At 62.0% G+C, this 15,131-nt stretch carries 9 protein-coding genes; 3 read left to right on the top strand and 6 right to left on the bottom strand.

The window, feature by feature from the left end; genetic code table 11:
• Positions 1–16 precede the first annotated feature (16 nt).
• Complete coding sequence (gene tssH, locus P0D71_RS12120) at positions 17–2,698, top strand: type VI secretion system ATPase TssH (protein WP_408301325.1); 2,682 nt, start codon at positions 17–19, stop codon at positions 2,696–2,698.
• A gap of 64 nt (positions 2,699–2,762) precedes the next feature.
• The gene (gene tssA / locus P0D71_RS12115; protein WP_408301323.1) at positions 2,763–3,869 is read left to right on the top strand and encodes a type VI secretion system protein TssA; all 1,107 of its coding nucleotides are present in this window, start codon (positions 2,763–2,765) and stop codon (positions 3,867–3,869) included.
• Between the two features lie 91 nt (positions 3,870–3,960).
• Here tssA and P0D71_RS12110 read toward each other — a convergent pair whose 3' ends face one another.
• The 4 genes from P0D71_RS12110 to P0D71_RS12095 form a co-directional block, all read right to left on the bottom strand.
• Positions 3,961–4,917, bottom strand: coding sequence for an OmpA family protein (locus tag P0D71_RS12110; protein WP_408187379.1), 957 nt, complete (start codon positions 4,915–4,917; stop codon positions 3,961–3,963).
• Between the two features lie 4 nt (positions 4,918–4,921).
• Positions 4,922–5,914 carry a type VI secretion system-associated protein TagF gene (gene tagF / locus P0D71_RS12105; RefSeq protein ID WP_091801911.1) on the bottom strand — a complete coding sequence of 331 codons (993 nt, stop codon included), beginning with the start codon at positions 5,912–5,914 and terminating at the stop codon, positions 4,922–4,924.
• Complete coding sequence (tssM, locus tag P0D71_RS12100) at positions 5,911–9,792, bottom strand: type VI secretion system membrane subunit TssM (RefSeq protein WP_408480186.1); 3,882 nt, start codon at positions 9,790–9,792, stop codon at positions 5,911–5,913. The genes tagF and tssM overlap by 4 nt, the downstream gene beginning before the upstream one ends.
• Positions 9,793–10,041: 249 nt before the next feature.
• On the bottom strand, positions 10,042–10,887 hold the full coding sequence (locus P0D71_RS12095) for a M15 family metallopeptidase (protein ID WP_408480184.1): 846 nt from the start codon (positions 10,885–10,887) through the stop codon (positions 10,042–10,044).
• A gap of 124 nt (positions 10,888–11,011) precedes the next feature.
• Here P0D71_RS12095 and P0D71_RS12090 point away from each other — a divergent pair, with 124 nt between their 5' ends.
• Complete coding sequence (locus P0D71_RS12090) at positions 11,012–11,953, top strand: hypothetical protein (protein ID WP_408301317.1); 942 nt, start codon at positions 11,012–11,014, stop codon at positions 11,951–11,953.
• Between the two features lie 244 nt (positions 11,954–12,197).
• Here P0D71_RS12090 and P0D71_RS12085 read toward each other — a convergent pair whose 3' ends face one another.
• Both P0D71_RS12085 and P0D71_RS12080 read right to left on the bottom strand, forming a co-directional pair.
• The gene (locus P0D71_RS12085) at positions 12,198–13,154 is read right to left on the bottom strand and encodes a LysR family transcriptional regulator (protein WP_408301315.1); all 957 of its coding nucleotides are present in this window, start codon (positions 13,152–13,154) and stop codon (positions 12,198–12,200) included.
• A 711-nt stretch (positions 13,155–13,865) separates the two neighbouring features.
• Positions 13,866–14,918 carry an NAD(P)-dependent alcohol dehydrogenase gene (locus P0D71_RS12080; RefSeq protein ID WP_408301313.1) on the bottom strand — a complete coding sequence of 351 codons (1,053 nt, stop codon included), beginning with the start codon at positions 14,916–14,918 and terminating at the stop codon, positions 13,866–13,868.
• Between the last annotated feature and the right edge of the window lie 213 nt (positions 14,919–15,131).

The following is a 15,131-nucleotide window of genomic DNA, read 5'->3' as shown; positions in this document are numbered from 1 at the left end:
ACCCGGATCGCACGACATGAGCACGTCCCTCAACACCCTGATCGCCAAACTGAATCCGACCTGCCGGCAGGCGGCGTTGCTGGCGGCGAACAATTGTCTCGCGCGTGGTCACTACGAGGTCGACCTCGAGCATCTGTTGCTGGCACTGCTGGACGAACCGGCCAGCGACGTCGCGCTGGTTCTGCGCGCAAGCAAAATCGACGCGCACGCGTTGCGTGCGGATCTGGATCGCGAATTGCAGCGGTTGAAAACCGGCAACACGCGCACGCCGGTGTTTTCCAGGCATCTGATCGAATGGCTCGAACAGGCTTGGCTGATTGCATCGCTCGATTCGCAGATCGGACGCATCCGTTCCGGGCATCTGCTGCTGGCGCTGCTGAGCGCGCCGGATCTCGCTCAATTCGCCGAGCGCATGTCGCCGCTGCTGCGCGACGTACGCGTGACCGATCTGAAGCACAAATTCGATGAGCTGACCGCCGGCTCGCGCGAAGTGGAGCGCAGCAACGGCACGCAAGGCGCGGAAGGGGACGCAGCCGCAGCCGCGACCGCGGCCAGCGATGCCGCACCGGGCGCGCCATCGAAAACACCCGCGCTCGATACGTACACCAGCAACCTCACGCAGCGAGCGCGCGAAGGCAAGATCGATCCGGTAATCGGCCGTGAAGGCGAAATTCGCCAGACTATCGACATATTGATGCGCCGCCGCCAGAACAACCCGATCATGACGGGCGAAGCAGGTGTCGGCAAAACGGCGGTGGTCGAGGGGCTGGCACTGCGCATTGCCGCCGACGACGTGCCCGCGCCGCTAAAAGGCGTGGCGCTGCATGTGCTCGACATGGGACTGCTGCAAGCCGGGGCGAGCGTGAAGGGCGAGTTCGAGAACCGCCTGAAGAACGTGATCGACGAGGTGAAGAAGAGCCCGCATCCGATCATTCTGTTTATCGACGAAGCGCACACCATCATTGGCGCGGGTGGTCAGGCCGGGCAGAACGACGCCGCTAATCTGCTGAAGCCGGCGTTGGCGCGAGGTGAATTGCGCACCATTGCGGCCACCACGTGGAGCGAGTACAAGAAATACTTCGAGAAAGACGCGGCGCTCGCGCGGCGCTTCCAGGTCGTGAAGATCGAGGAGCCGGGCGAGGCGCTCGCCGCGGCCATGTTGCGCGGCATGGCGGGGTTGATGGAAAAACACTTCAACGTGCGCGTGCTCGACGATGCGATCACCGAAGCGGTGCGTTTGTCGCATCGCTACATTAGCGGCCGGCAACTGCCGGACAAGGCGATCAGTGTGCTCGACACGGCTTGCGCAAAAGTGGCGCTCGCGCACAGCTCCACGCCGGCTGCAATCGACGACACGAAGAAGCGCCTCGAACGTATCGACGCTGAAATCGCCGCACTGGAACGCGAAGTAGCGAGCGGCGCATTGCACCACGAGCGTCTCGCTGAATTGCGCGCCCTCCGTGAGGAAGACCTCAAGGACCTCGCCGAAGACGAAGCGCGCTACGACAGGGAGCGCGCTCTGGTAACGGAAATCGTCGGGCTGCGCGCGGACCTCGACGCGGCGCGCGTCGCCAGCGCGGACCCCGAACAAGCCGGCAAGGTGCAGCAGGCGCGCGAAACGCTCGCCACGCGTGTGGCCGAATTGCACTCCTTGCAAGGCGGCCAGCCAATGGTGCCGTTGCAGGTCGACGCTCATGTGGTCGCCGAGATCGTCGCGTCATGGACGGGTATTCCGCTCGGCCGCATGGTCAAGGATGAAATCCAGACCGTGCTGAACCTGCAACCGTTGCTGGCCGCGCGCGTGATCGGCCAGGATCATGCGCTCGAAGCGATCGCGCAGCGCGTGCGTACCGCGAGTGCGAATCTCGAAGATCCGAACAAGCCGCGCGGCGTATTCATGTTCGTCGGGCCGTCGGGCGTCGGCAAGACCGAAACCGCACTCGCGCTGGCGGACGTGCTGTACGGCGGCGAACGCAAGATGATCACGATCAACATGAGCGAGTATCAGGAAGCGCATAGCGTGTCCGGCCTGAAAGGCTCGCCGCCGGGCTATGTCGGTTACGGCGAGGGCGGTGTATTGACCGAGGCGGTGCGCCGCAATCCGTACTCCGTGGTACTGCTCGACGAAGTCGAAAAGGCGCATCCGGACGTGCTCGAAATGTTCTTCCAGGTGTTCGACAAGGGCACCATGGACGACGCCGAAGGCCGCGAAATCGATTTCCGCAACACGCTGATCATTCTGACTTCGAATGTCGGTTCGCAGGCCGTGATGCAGGCCTGCCTGAACAAGAGCGAGGAAGAACTGCCCGACGCCGGCGAACTCGCCGAGACGTTGCGCCCGCAACTGTACAAGGCGTTCAAGCCGGCGTTTCTCGGCCGCATGAAGGTGGTGCCGTACTATCCGATTACCGATGACGTGCTCGCCGAAATCATCGACCTGAAGCTCGAACGGATTCGCCGCCGCATTGAATCGAATCACAAGGCCGTGTTCGAGTGGGACGAGTCGCTGGTCGATGCGGTGCTCGCGCGGTGCACCGAGGTGGATTCAGGCGCACGCAATGTCGACCACATTCTGAACGGTACGTTGCTGCCCGAAGTTGCGCAGCGCGTGTTGGAACGCGTGGCCAACGGCGCTTCGCTCGAACGCATCGCCGTGCGGGCGAGCGAAGCGGGCGAATTCGACTACACGGTGGTATGAGCGGGCGCGCCGAATCGCGCGTCAATCTGTTTAATGCCGTACCGGATACTTATTGCTTTCTTTCATGCCGATTAATCTGAACACGTTGCTGGCTCCGCTCAGCGAAATCTCGCCTTGTGGCGAAGATCTGCTTTTCTCAGCGGATTTCGATGCGATTCAGCACGCACGCCGTTTCGAAGACCCGTCGCTGGATCAGGGCGAGTGGGTCACGGAAATCAAAGAGGCGGATTGGTCGTTTGTCATCGAGCGCTCGAGTAGTCTGCTACAAACGCAGACCAAGGATCTTCGCCTGGCAGTCTGGCTGACCGAGGCGCTCGCAATCGACGAAGGCATGAACGGTCTCTCGCAAGGCTACGGGTTGTTGACGGGACTTTGCGAGCGCTACTGGGACCACGTCCATCCGCTGCCGGACGGCGACGACACCGAGTATCGCCTTGGCAACGTCGCGTGGCTCGTCGGCCGCACCGGCGATCTGCTACGCGCCATGCCGATTACGTCGTCGCAGGGCAATACGTACAGCACGATCGATTGGGATGTCGCCACGCATGTTGCGCAGGCCGTCAAGCGCGATCCGGATCATGCCGACGACATTGCGCGTGGCAAACCGTCGATCGAGCAGATCGAGGCGTCGAAGCGCGCCACATCAACGGCGTTCTACGCCGCGCTGCTCGTCGATCTGAAAGCGTTTGAAGCGGCTATGCTGGCGCTCGAACAGGAGCTGGACCGGCATGCCGGCGATTCCGCGCCGAGTTTCCGTCAGGCAAAAGACGCGTATGAAAGCGTCTACCGGTTGGTGGAACGCTTCGCCCGCGAAGTGGGCGTGAACGCCGAAGCGGCGCCACCCGCGAAAGGACCTGCGCCGAACGAGTACGAACGGGCCGAGCCCGCCTTCAAGACTTCACCGCAACGTGAGGAACCTGTGTTGACGACCATGCCGGCCAGCCCGATTGCAGGAATTCAAAGCCGTGCGCAGGCCGTCGCGCAACTGCGCGCGGTGGCCAGGTTCTTTCGCGCTACGGAGCCGCATAACCCTGCGGCGTATTTCGCCGACAAGGCAGCGGAGGCGGCGGATATGCCGTTGCATCAATGGCTTTCGAGCGTGGTGAAAGACGACGGATCGCTCGCGCATATTCGCGAGTTGCTCGGTGTGAAGCCGGAAGAGAACAGCTAGATTAGAATCTCGATGCGGCAAATGAAAAAGCCTGGCTTCGGTTCCCTATCGAAGCCAGGCTTTCTTTTATGCGCGCCGCGCAAACACCCAATCAAGACCCCGCACGAAACTCGATGCGGCGATTCCGTGCCCGTCCGTCAGTCGTGTCATTCGATGCAATCGGCTGATCCGGGCCGACGCCGGTCGTCGTCATCTGTTGCGGCGGGATGCCCTTCGCGACCAGATAGCCTTTGACCGCATCCGCGCGCGCCTGGCTCAGCGCGATATTCGACGTGCGATTACCCGAGTTGTCGGTGTGCCCGATGATCGCAACCGTTTTGGTCGTCATTTTCCCCATGGCGGCGGCCATCTGATCGAGAATCGCGCGGCCTTGGGGCGTGAGCGTGGCGCTGCCGGTTTCGAATTCGATCGTGCGGTTCGCGAGCGTCTGATCGAGCAGGCCTTGCTCGGATGCGCTCACGCGCAGGCCGTTCTTGATCGTATAGGTCGGGTTCAGCGCATTCGCCATGTCGCTCGCGAGTTGCTGGCGCTGCGATTCGTTGTGCACTTCGCCTTTCACGTCGATCTGCGTGCCGTCGATTTTCAACTGGCCTTTGCTGATCTGCTTCAATTGCGGACCGATCAGCTTTTGCACGTTGGCGGACCAGTTCGGCGGCGTCGCCACGTCGGCGACTTCGATCTGGTCGACCACGTTGGCCGCGCCGTATGTGTCGCGCAGGCGGGCGAGCACGGCCGCCTTGGTCGCTTCGTCCGGCACCTTGCCGCCAACCACCACCTGGCCCGGCGTCGCGTTGGCGGGCGGCGGCGCCGCGCTGATCGCGCCGGTGCCCGCGCCGGTCGTGCCGCTGGCGAGCCCGGCCGTGGTCACTGCGGGTCCCGCATTACCCACCGGCGCCGACGCAGCCGGCGGCAAAATCGTGGTGTGAATCGAAATACCGCTGTTGTCGACCGGCGTGACGCGAGCGGGGCCGTCGTTGTCGGCATGCGCGAGGGCGCTGAGCAGAAGGCCCGCAAGCAGCACGGACGTGCGCGTGGAGAGGGTCAGCATCGTGTCACGCTCCCGTGAATGCTTCGCGGAACGTGTCGATGCTGACGCGCAGCGACAGTTGCGGTTGGTCGAGGTAACTGACGAGCTTGCTGATGCCATGATCGTTCTGTGCGTGTTCGTCGATCCACTCGGGGTCGTCGATATCGATGTTATGTGCCGCATACGACTGCGGATCGACCACGCTGTGCAGCGTTTTGGCCGACGCGCCATTAAAGCCGATGATGAGCCGCTCGCGCTCGGCAATCGTGCCGATGAAAATCGCCAGTTCGAAATCCGCCTGCGCGACGAACGGCGCGATCAGTTCGAGCCAGAACGCGGCCACGAGACTGCGGTAGAACGGATCGTTCGGCAGCGGCAAGGTCAGCCCGCGTTCGAGATGCGACGAACCGCTTTGCATCACCGGACGCAGCAGCGAGCCGAGCGCGAGCATCGCGCCGCGCAAACGCACCGGATGGCCGCTCGCGAGCAGCATCTGTTCGAGGCCCGCGAGCGTTTGATGCTCGACGAAATCGTTGAAGGTGCCGTCGTGCGGATTGCCGGGGCCGCCGCCGATCTCGATCGGCACCTGCATGTCGCCGAGTGCCTGCAGCGCGCCCGGCGGTTCGCTCGCGCCAAGCAGCGGCTTCATCTGCGCCGCGACGCGCGACCACAGCCGCGCGAAGGCAAGCGGGCTGTGCGCGAGAAACGTCAGCGGCTTTTCGACTTCGAGCGCGGTCGCGGCAAGAAACGGAAAACGCCGCGAGGATTGATCGTGGCTGGCCATCATATGCCCGGCAATCGCCAGTTTGCTGCGGGAACCGAGGAACGCGAAGTGCATCGGCTTGGCGTTTTCGTAGACGATCTTCCAGCGTGGATCGTCGCTCAGCAGTTCCATGGCTTCCGCGATCCAGCGGTCGAGCGTGGCGAGCAGCTGCGGATTATGGGCGCTCTTCACAAAGTCGCCGCGCGACGGGATCTTGCCGAAGTAGGCGATTTGCGCCTGCACGGTTTGCGTCATTGCGCACCCCCTGTATTCGAAACCGCGGCGGCGGCCGTAGCCGGACGCGCCGCTTGCGAGGCCGGCGCGATCGCGGGCGCGGCGCCCGGTGCACCCGCGGCGGTCGCGTTGACCGAATTCGCCGCCGCGCTCACATCCGCCACCGAGGAGGGCAGCCGCAAGCCGCGCAGGCTCTGCTGTTGCGGCGCATCGCTCGTGCCGCTCGAAGCCTGCGACGTGCTGATGATGCGCATGCTGACCGCCACCGTCACGCTGCCTTGCGTCCACGACAGATCGAACGTGCCGTCCGGACGACGCTTGCGTTGCGCCGAATTGATCAGCTTTTCCAGGCCGTAGCGGCCCGGTTCGTTGACCAGTTGCAGCGTGCGGCCGTCGAAGGTCGTGGCGTTCAGCGTCGCGCCCGGCGAACCCGAAGGATTCGGCCACACGAAGTTGGTCCACTGCGGCGGCGTGTTCCGGTAGCGCATCTGCTGGCCGTCGATTGCAAGCGTGTATTCCGTCGTGCCGCTGCTCGGCTGCGGCAGGATCTGGAACACGGTCTGCGGTTCGGAGGAACTCTGGCCCGACGCACCGGCCGCGCCGCCGGCAAGCGGTGCCACCCAGCGCGCGAAGCCGTTGGTGAAGTCGGGCGTGAGCGCGAGGCCCATATCGCCCCACGTGCGCGCCGTCAGCGTGTCGCCACGGCGCACCGCGAGCGGCCCGAGCGTGGTGCCGACGAACTTGGCAATCGCGCCGTCCGGACCGAACACCTGGGCTATTTCGCCCGCGCCGGCTTCGACCTTCGCGTCGCTCGCAAACGGATACTTGTTGGCTAGCGAACCCTGGAAGCTCTGATAAACCTGCGCATTCCACACCTTGTTGACTTCGACGCTCGCCGGCTGGATCACCACCGCATACGCCGCCATCAACGGACGCACGAGCAGCGGGCGCAGCGCTTTGCGTTGCGAGTCGGTGAGACCGGTGAGCATCTGTTCGTCGACGTATTTCAGCGAATCGGCAAGCTCGGAGCCGCTGCCGTCGAGCGTCTGCTGCATCAGTTGACGCGCGCCCGGTCCCGGATCGCCCTGATTCTTGATCACGTTAAAGCGTGTGCGGACCTTCGACAGCGTGTCCATATAGCCCTTGAGCATCGAGCCGTTGTCGCCGCTTACCACGATGCGGCCCAGCGCCGAGAACTCCTGGCCGATCGGACCCATTGGCATCTCGACCGGATTGCCGTTGATATCGATATTCGCGTTGATCTGGCCGGTCGGCGCCCGCGAGAACCAGTTCTTGAACCAGCTCGTCACGCCGGTTTGCGCGCGCTTCAGGTTCGCGTTGAAGAGCGAGGGGTTGTCCCACGAAGTCTGGTCGTACGCGGTTTCGAGCACCTTGCGGATCGGCGAATCCTGTGGGTCGCCGAGACGGTTCATCGCATCCACGGCCTGACCGAAACTGCCGAAGCTCTGCACCGCAATGCCTTGCATGAACTTTTGCCAGTGCATGGCGCACTCGGTCTTGTACATCGTGACGAGCGCTTTCTGGATCTGCTCGGGACTGCCTTCCAGCGTCAGGTCGTCGTGGGCTGACGTGTTGAGCACCCAGTCCTTGGCCTGCAGTTCCTTGGTGGCCGCGTCGCGAATGGCGGGCTGCACGTACTGGAACCACGCTTCTCGCGTGAAGGTGCCGGGAATCGCGTAACTGCCCGCCACCAGCGCCGTATTGCTTTCGCCGACAATGCGCGCGATCGTCATCGGCGCGAAACGGGTCGATGCGCGTGCCTTGATTTCCTCATAAACCCGTTGACGGGCCGGCATGCCGCGCACCACGCGGCGCAGGTTCTCGCGCGTCTGGTCGACGAGACCGAGGTTCTGGTCGATCATCGGCCAGTCGTCGTCGGACACGCGCGAAAGGTAGAAGGTGATCATGCGTTCGGCGCTGCGGATCATCTCGTCACGCGGCATGTTGCCGCGATTCGTTTCGAGCCAGCCGCGCCAGAAGCGGGCAACCTGGTCGGTGAGGTGAGCCGTTTCCACATGACGCTTGTCGCTCAGCATCAGGTAGGTCTTGAGCGCGTTGTACGCATCTTCGACGTTGGTCGGCGAGGCGTCGCTATAAAGTCCACCCTGGCTGTTCGCGCTCATGGCCGAATGCGTGGAGACCGGAATCGCGGCGGCGTCCGGTGCGCGGTTCAACGGCGCGAGTTGGTCGGGGTGTGCGTTGACGTCCTTCAGGAAAGAAGCGAGATTCTGCGAGACCGGATCGAGCAGGATCTGGCGCACGCCGTTGTAGTACTCGGTGAGCAGACGCTGTTCGAGCCGGTCGCCCTGATAGAGGCCGAGCGATACCGCAAGCGGCTTGTCGCGGCGGAACTGCTCGAGCTGGTCGATGCGGTCCTCGAGCACGTCCATGGCCTGCAGCCGCGATTGCAGATCATTGCGGTTCTGCTGCAGGCGCACTACGTTGTCGAGGTCGGCCTGCACGTTCGCCGTGAGTTGCTGGTTGTTGACCGTCGACCAGGTCCAGCCGCCGAGCGCCAGTGCGAGCACCGCGACGAAGCCGAAGAAGGTCGCATAACGCATGCGCGTTTTCGCGGGGCTGGCGAATTGCCTGACCGTTTGCCGGTCGGCGAAGATCACCTTGGAGAACAGGTCGCGCAGAAAGAAGCCGTTCTTCGAAAACGCGCTATGCGGCTTGGGCAGGCTATCGGCGCTCAGGCCGAAACGGTTCGCGATGCGTGTGGCCGCGGCGCTATTGGTCTCGCCTTCCTGCAATGCACTGGTGAAGTAGAAGCCGCGGAAAATGGGCTTGTACTGGAACGGGTTGGTCTCGAACAGCGTGGCGAGAAACGCGCGCAACGCAGGTTTGATGGTGGAAAATTCGAGCGGAAAGCTCAGCTGACCCGGCGAGAGCTTATTGCCGCGATTGATCGACATCTGCGCGACGCTGATTTCTTTCAGGCCGTCGTACAGCTCCTCGAAGTGCTCGTCGAAGAGACCCACCACGTCGCGCTTTTCGTCCGGCTCGTAGGGCAGGGTGGCGCCCCACACGCGGTCGTATTCGTGGCGGTCGCTGCCGCTGAAGAATTCGGTGAAGCCGGTAATCAGGTCGGCCTTGGTGAACATGACATACACCGGCGCGAAGACTTCGAGCTTCTCGGTCAATTCCTGCACGCGTTGGCGCAGATTCTTGGCGAGATTGATCGCGAATTCAGGCTTGCTGTTGGTCAGCTCCGCAATGCTCGCCGTGACGATAATGCCGTTGATCGGCGCCTTCGGGCGGAAACGTTTGAGCAGGCCGAGGAAACCGAGCCATTCGGTGCGGTCTTCCTCGTGCACGGAATAGCGCCCCGCGGTGTCGAGCAGAATGCCCTCGGTCGTGAAGAACCAGTCGCAATTACGCGTGCCGCCAATGCCGTGAATTACCGCGTTGTTCTTGTCGGCAAACGGAAATTGCAAACCCGAATTCAACACCGCGCTGCTCTTGCCCGCGGCGGGGTTGCCGATCACGATGTACCACGGCAACTCGTACAGCGCCGAGCCGCCGGAGACCTGGCCGATCTTCGAGGTCTTGATGGTCTTCACCGCCTCGACGAGGCGCGTGCGCAGCACGTCGAGTTCGGCCTGGCGTGCGGGGGTGGGCGCGGGGCCGGCTTCAGTCTGCTTTTCCGCCTGCTGCTCGAGCATTTCGCCGAGCTTGCGGTTCGCGCGCCGCGCGCGCAGACGGCGTACCACCCACACCAGCAGCCACAGCGCGACCACGACGCCGAGCGCGATGGCTGGCCACATCAGGTCGATCTGCAAGGTATCCGCGCCGATGAATAGAACAGCAGCGAGCGCGAGCAAGCCGATGATCGAGAGCGTGCGTGTGTGGGTCAACACGTTGAGAATGCGTCGCATAAGCCGTTCAGGTCTGGGTGATGAATGTCGTGGCGCGTGCTGTGGCGCACGGCATGGTGCGCGTATGGCGTTTGAAATAAATCGAGTGCATGTTCAGGCGAAAGCGAATACGGCAAGATTGTTAAATCCGCGAAAAAAAGCCGCAGAGAATGTGATCGGCGCAATGCCATTATGCATGCGGCATTGCCGCTTTTCGCCAGAAAATCTGATTGAACGCCCCATTGTCAACCTCTTATTCCACGCTTTATCCTAATGACCGCGCCCGAGGACGAAGCCGGGTTTGTGATATTCGACGTGCCCGAGATCCATCATTTTCCAGCGCCCACCCCACGTCAGACCGACCTGTTCCGCTGTCTGTCCGTATAGCTGATAACCTCGCATGGCCCAGGGATCTTTTTCTGAAATGACGAGTTTGCCGTCGCGCAAAAATGCATTGTCCGCGGCAAGCCCGTATTGGTGGTAGCTTTGAAACGCTGCGGCATTAGTGACGTTGCCCCCCATTTGCGCCAGCCGGTTTTGCCGCTCCGGACTGCGATAACCTTCCAGTAAGGCCATTTCATACCCGTATTGCTCGTGCATGATTTTGTAAACGAGCAATAAACGTGTTCTGAAATCGGCTTCGAGCAAATTCCAGTCGCGGCTCGCGTCTTTAAGCGCGGGCCGGATCTGCTCGACTTCCTGCGTGGCAAATACCTCCGGTGGCAGCGGCGGCGGGGGCACGAGCTGTTCGCCGTTCAATAACGCGGCAATTTTCTCGTCCGGTACCCGCGCAGTGTCATCGAATTGGAATAATTGCCGGCCGCGTAAAGCCAATGCCACCAATGGAGGCGTCGCAAGAATACCTGTGGTGGTAAAAATCAGCAAGCGCCGCTTTACCAGTAACTTTTGCATATCGATTGCGGTCGATTGCGAAATTTTTGCCGAGCGCACTAATTGGCCGCGTGCGCGAGATGCACTTCGCGATGCTCCGCGCATAAAGCGACCATGAATAGTGAGAGCCGCGTCCAATAAAGAGGCGCGTACTGTCGGCAATAGCAGCATTGCGGCGATCACGACGGCGAGCGCGAAATAGGCGAAAAGTACTACGGCAATCAAAGGCGACCCCGGAAATTGGAAAGAATTGTATTTTGTAATGCTTGCTCTTAGAATCAGGCCTGCTCTGAGAGGAGCCGGAGCGTATTATCACGGCGAAATAATCCAGGATTCAATGAGACAGTGAATGAGTGCGCCGGAAAGTTCGAATTCCAAAGCCCCGCCTAGCCTGTTATCCGATAAGGCTAAAGGCGCTGATGGCAATGGTTCGCGAATTCTTGCGAACCTCGAAGGCCGCGTTGCGCCGCCTACGGAAAAACCACGCCGGTCGAAAGCGGTGCTCGCGCTGGTCGCCTTGCTCGTGATCGCAGCCGGCGGCTGGGGAGCGTGGCATATGCAGCGGCGCGTGCAGAGCGAGTCGCTGGCGGAGGTCACGCCTGCCAGCGTCGAGAAGGCTGCCGCGCCCGCGGTTGCTGCAAGCAACGTGCCGCAGGTTGTCGCGAAAGCAGAGGTGCCGGCCGCGGCGTCGTCGCAAGCGGCGACCATCGTTGCCGACGACAGCGATAGCAAGGCCGCTGCGGCATCCGCCACGGCGCCCGCCAGTGGTGACGCCAGCCGCCTGTCGCGCGCGCTCGCCGACGGTGCGGAACCGAGCAGCGCACCTGCACCGGTTGCATCCGCAACGGCTGCTTCAGCGGTCACGGTGCCGGCGGCGAAGCACGGCAAAAACGCGACGGCTGTAGCCACCAAGGAGAAGCACGAGAGCGCGGCGCACGGCAAGAAGGAAAGCATGGCGGCGGTGAACCGTCACGCGAGCGCGCCGACTGCGGTCGCGCAGTCGAAGAAAGCGCGCGCGACCAGCAATGCTTCGAAGGATGATTCGGATGCCGATCTATTGGCGGCTCTCGTCGCCCGGACCAAACCGGCGGACACCAAGCCCGCGGCACAGGACACGGCGACCAAGGTCAGTGCAAGCGCTGCCGGCAACGCCAAACTGGCTGAACGCGTGAAAGAGTGCGGCAAGCGTGGCTTCTTCGAAGACCAGTTGTGCCGCTGGCGCGTATGCGACGGTCACTGGGGTAAGGATCCGGCCTGTCCGGCTTCGGCGCAGCAGGCACGCCAGCCTTGACGCATTCTTTATTTGCCGCGAAAACCGTGGTGGATGGGGGAAGTAAGGGAGCTTTGGCGGCGAGGATGGCAACGCTGCCGGCTATACGCTTTGCGCGCCTGTGCGATTGCAGAAGACGAGCCTTAATCGCTTTTATGGTCGGGATTTTTTGGTTTCATGTCGATCTGCTGGCGCGAACGACGCCAATCACACTACAGAACCAACGGAATTGTCGCGCGGACTGCGCGCCCGCATTGAACCCGCTTCAGGCGGGATGCAGGCCGCGCAGTAACTGACGGACACGCGACAGATCCTGATCGACGTGCTCTGCTTTCTCGAACAACTCCGCCAGCCAGTCGACGAACGCGCGCACGCGTGGCGAGACGCGGCGATTCTTCACATACGCGACCGAGACCGGCATCGGCACCGGCTTCCATTGCGGCAGGACTTCGCGCAAAAGTCCAGAATCCAGATAGGGTTGCGCGGCGATGCGGGCGGGCTGAATCAAGCCGAGGCCTTGCAAGCCGCAGGTGAGATAGGCCTGTTCGTCGCTGACTTTGACGAAGCCTTTTACCTTGACATTTTGCGCTTCGCCGTCCACTTCAAAATCGAAATCCACTTCGCGTCCGTTGTGCGGCGACATGCAATTGACGGCCGTATGTCCGTGCAAATCGTCGAGGTCCGTGGGTGTGCCATGACGGGTCAGGTAGGCCGGACTCGCACAGGTCACGTGTTCGAGCGTGCCGAGTTGGCGCGCGACCAGATTCGAATCCGGCAATTCGCCTAGCTGGATGCTGCAGTCGATTGCTTCGGAGATCAGATCGACGGTGCGGTTGCTGATGCCGATAGCGAGATCGAGGTTCGGGTAGCGCGTGTGGAAGTCGTCCAGGGCCGGCAGGACGATCGTGCTGGCCACCGCGCCGGGCATTTCGATACGCAGGCGCCCGGTCAGGTTATCCGTGGCGTGCCGGATGCTGGCTTCCATTTCGTCGATGTCGGCGAGGATTTGCGCGCAGCGCTCGTAGTAGGCCGCGCCTTCGGGTGTAATGCTCAGGCGCCGCGTGGTGCGGGCGAGGAGAACTGTGCCTAGCAGCGCTTCCAGATTCTGGACGATGGTGGTCGCCGTGGCGCGGGGAATGTTGAGGGATTCCGCTGCGCGGGTGAAGCTGTTGGTGTCCACGATTCGGATGAATGTGCGCATTGCGGTTATTCGGTCGATCACGGGTTGTGCTCCAGTCTGGGGTTGGGGGTTGGCTGCGGGGCGGTTTTTGTTTGTGATCTTTGGGCTTTGGCCTTTCCTTGAATTCTTCGTGGTCTATTGGCGTTGCCCCTGTGCGGGGCGGCACTTACTTTCTTTGCCGCCGCAAAGAAAGTAAGCAAAGAAAGCGGCTTTACACCGCTAGCTCATAAGCGGGTCCCCTGGCTTGGAGGGGGGAGTGGCGCATCTGGAATCCGCGTTCTCGCACATTCCGCCCCGGTGACAAGGCAGTCATGCTTCCGGCGGCGCTGCGCGCGCCGCAGCGGTCTTCATTGAACAGTGGCCTTTTTAGGGTGTCGCCGAGGCGAAGCAGACGGCCCCCACGGCGTTAGTCCTACTGACGGGTTCCCGCGCATACCCGTCCGCGACGCACGCAGTGCGGAGTGGGAGCGGATGATGGCTTTGTCACTGGAGTGGAATGTGCGAGGGCACGGATTCCAGATGAACCACTGCCGTGGCTGTGCGGGGGACCCGCTTAAAAATTAGCGGTGTGAAGCCGCTTTCTTTGCTTACTTTCTTTGCGGCGGCAAAGAAAGTAAGTGCCGCCCCGCACAGGGGCAACGCCAATAGACCACCACGAATTCAAGGAAAGGCCAAAGCCAAAAAAAACAACCCAACCCCGACCGCGCCGCAGGCAAAAAAAACAACACCCCCGCAGCGCGGCCCACCCAAAATTTACTTCCGCAAGGAATCCAGATCAATCACAAACCGATACTTGACATCGCTCTTCAGCATCCGTTCATAAGCCTCATTAATCCCCTGCATAGGAATCACCTCGATATCCGAAGTAATCCCATGCTCACCGCAGAAATCCAGCATTTCCTGCGTCTCGGCAATGCCGCCAATCAACGACCCAGCCAACCGGCGACGCTTGAAAATCAGATTGAACACCTGCGGCGACGGATGATCGTGCTCCGGCGCGCCGACCAGCGTCATGGTTCCATCACGCTTGAGCAGATTCAAAAACGGATTCAGATCATGTTGCGCAGCCACGGTGTTCAGAATGAAATCGAAGCTGTTCAAATGCGCTTCCATCTCTTCGGCATTCTTCGAAATCACCACCTCATGCGCACCCAGCCGCTTCGCGTCTTCGATCTTCGAGGGCGACGTGGTGAACAACACGACATGCGCACCCATCGCGCGCGCCAGCTTCACGCCCATATGACCCAGGCCGCCAAGGCCGACAATGCCGACCTTCTTGCCGGGACCGGCGCCCCACGTGCGCAGCGGCGAATAGGTGGTGATGCCCGCGCACAGCAACGGCGCCACGCCGGCAGGGTCGAGATTGTCCGGCACGCTCAAGGTGAACGCTTCGTCCACGACCAGTTGCGTGGAATAGCCGCCGTAAGTGATCTGACCGTCGACCCGGTCGACTCCGTTATACGTGCCGACAAAACCGTTCTCGCAATACTGCTCGAGACCTTCCTCGCAACTCGCACACGTGCGGCACGAATCGACCAGACAGCCGACGCCGACCAGATCGCCCACCTTGTGCTTCGTCACGTCCGCACCGACCGCGGTCACGCGGCCGACGATTTCATGGCCCGGCACCACCGGAAATACGGTGTTCTTCCATTCATTGCGCGCCTGATGCAAATCGGAATGGCACACGCCGCAAAACAGCACATCCATTTGCACATCAAGGGGGCGAAGTTCGCGGCGCTGGATTTCGAACGGTGCGAGCGGCGCGGTAGCGTCGGTCGCTGCATAGGCATAAGTCGTGCTCATGGGTAGCTCCAGCAAAGAGGGTGAAGTCGCAAGGCGCCGGCGATGGGCGACGCATGTCGCCGATGAGGCCAACCTCGTCATGAACCGGGATCACGGCGCGGGCGGTGGCTGGCAAATTCGTCAAACAGGCAATGGCCAATCGAGCCCGGCGCAGCGCGGAAATAGATGATCCGGCAGGGTTCCCATGATAGGAGCGGGCGAGGAGCCCGGGAA

This window comes from Paraburkholderia sp. RL17-383-BIF-A (assembly GCF_046028015.1).
Classification (GTDB): Bacteria; Pseudomonadota; Gammaproteobacteria; order Burkholderiales; family Burkholderiaceae; genus Paraburkholderia.
The sequence above is the reverse complement of the archived record's forward strand: the minus strand, read 5'-3'. Positions and strand labels throughout refer to the sequence as shown.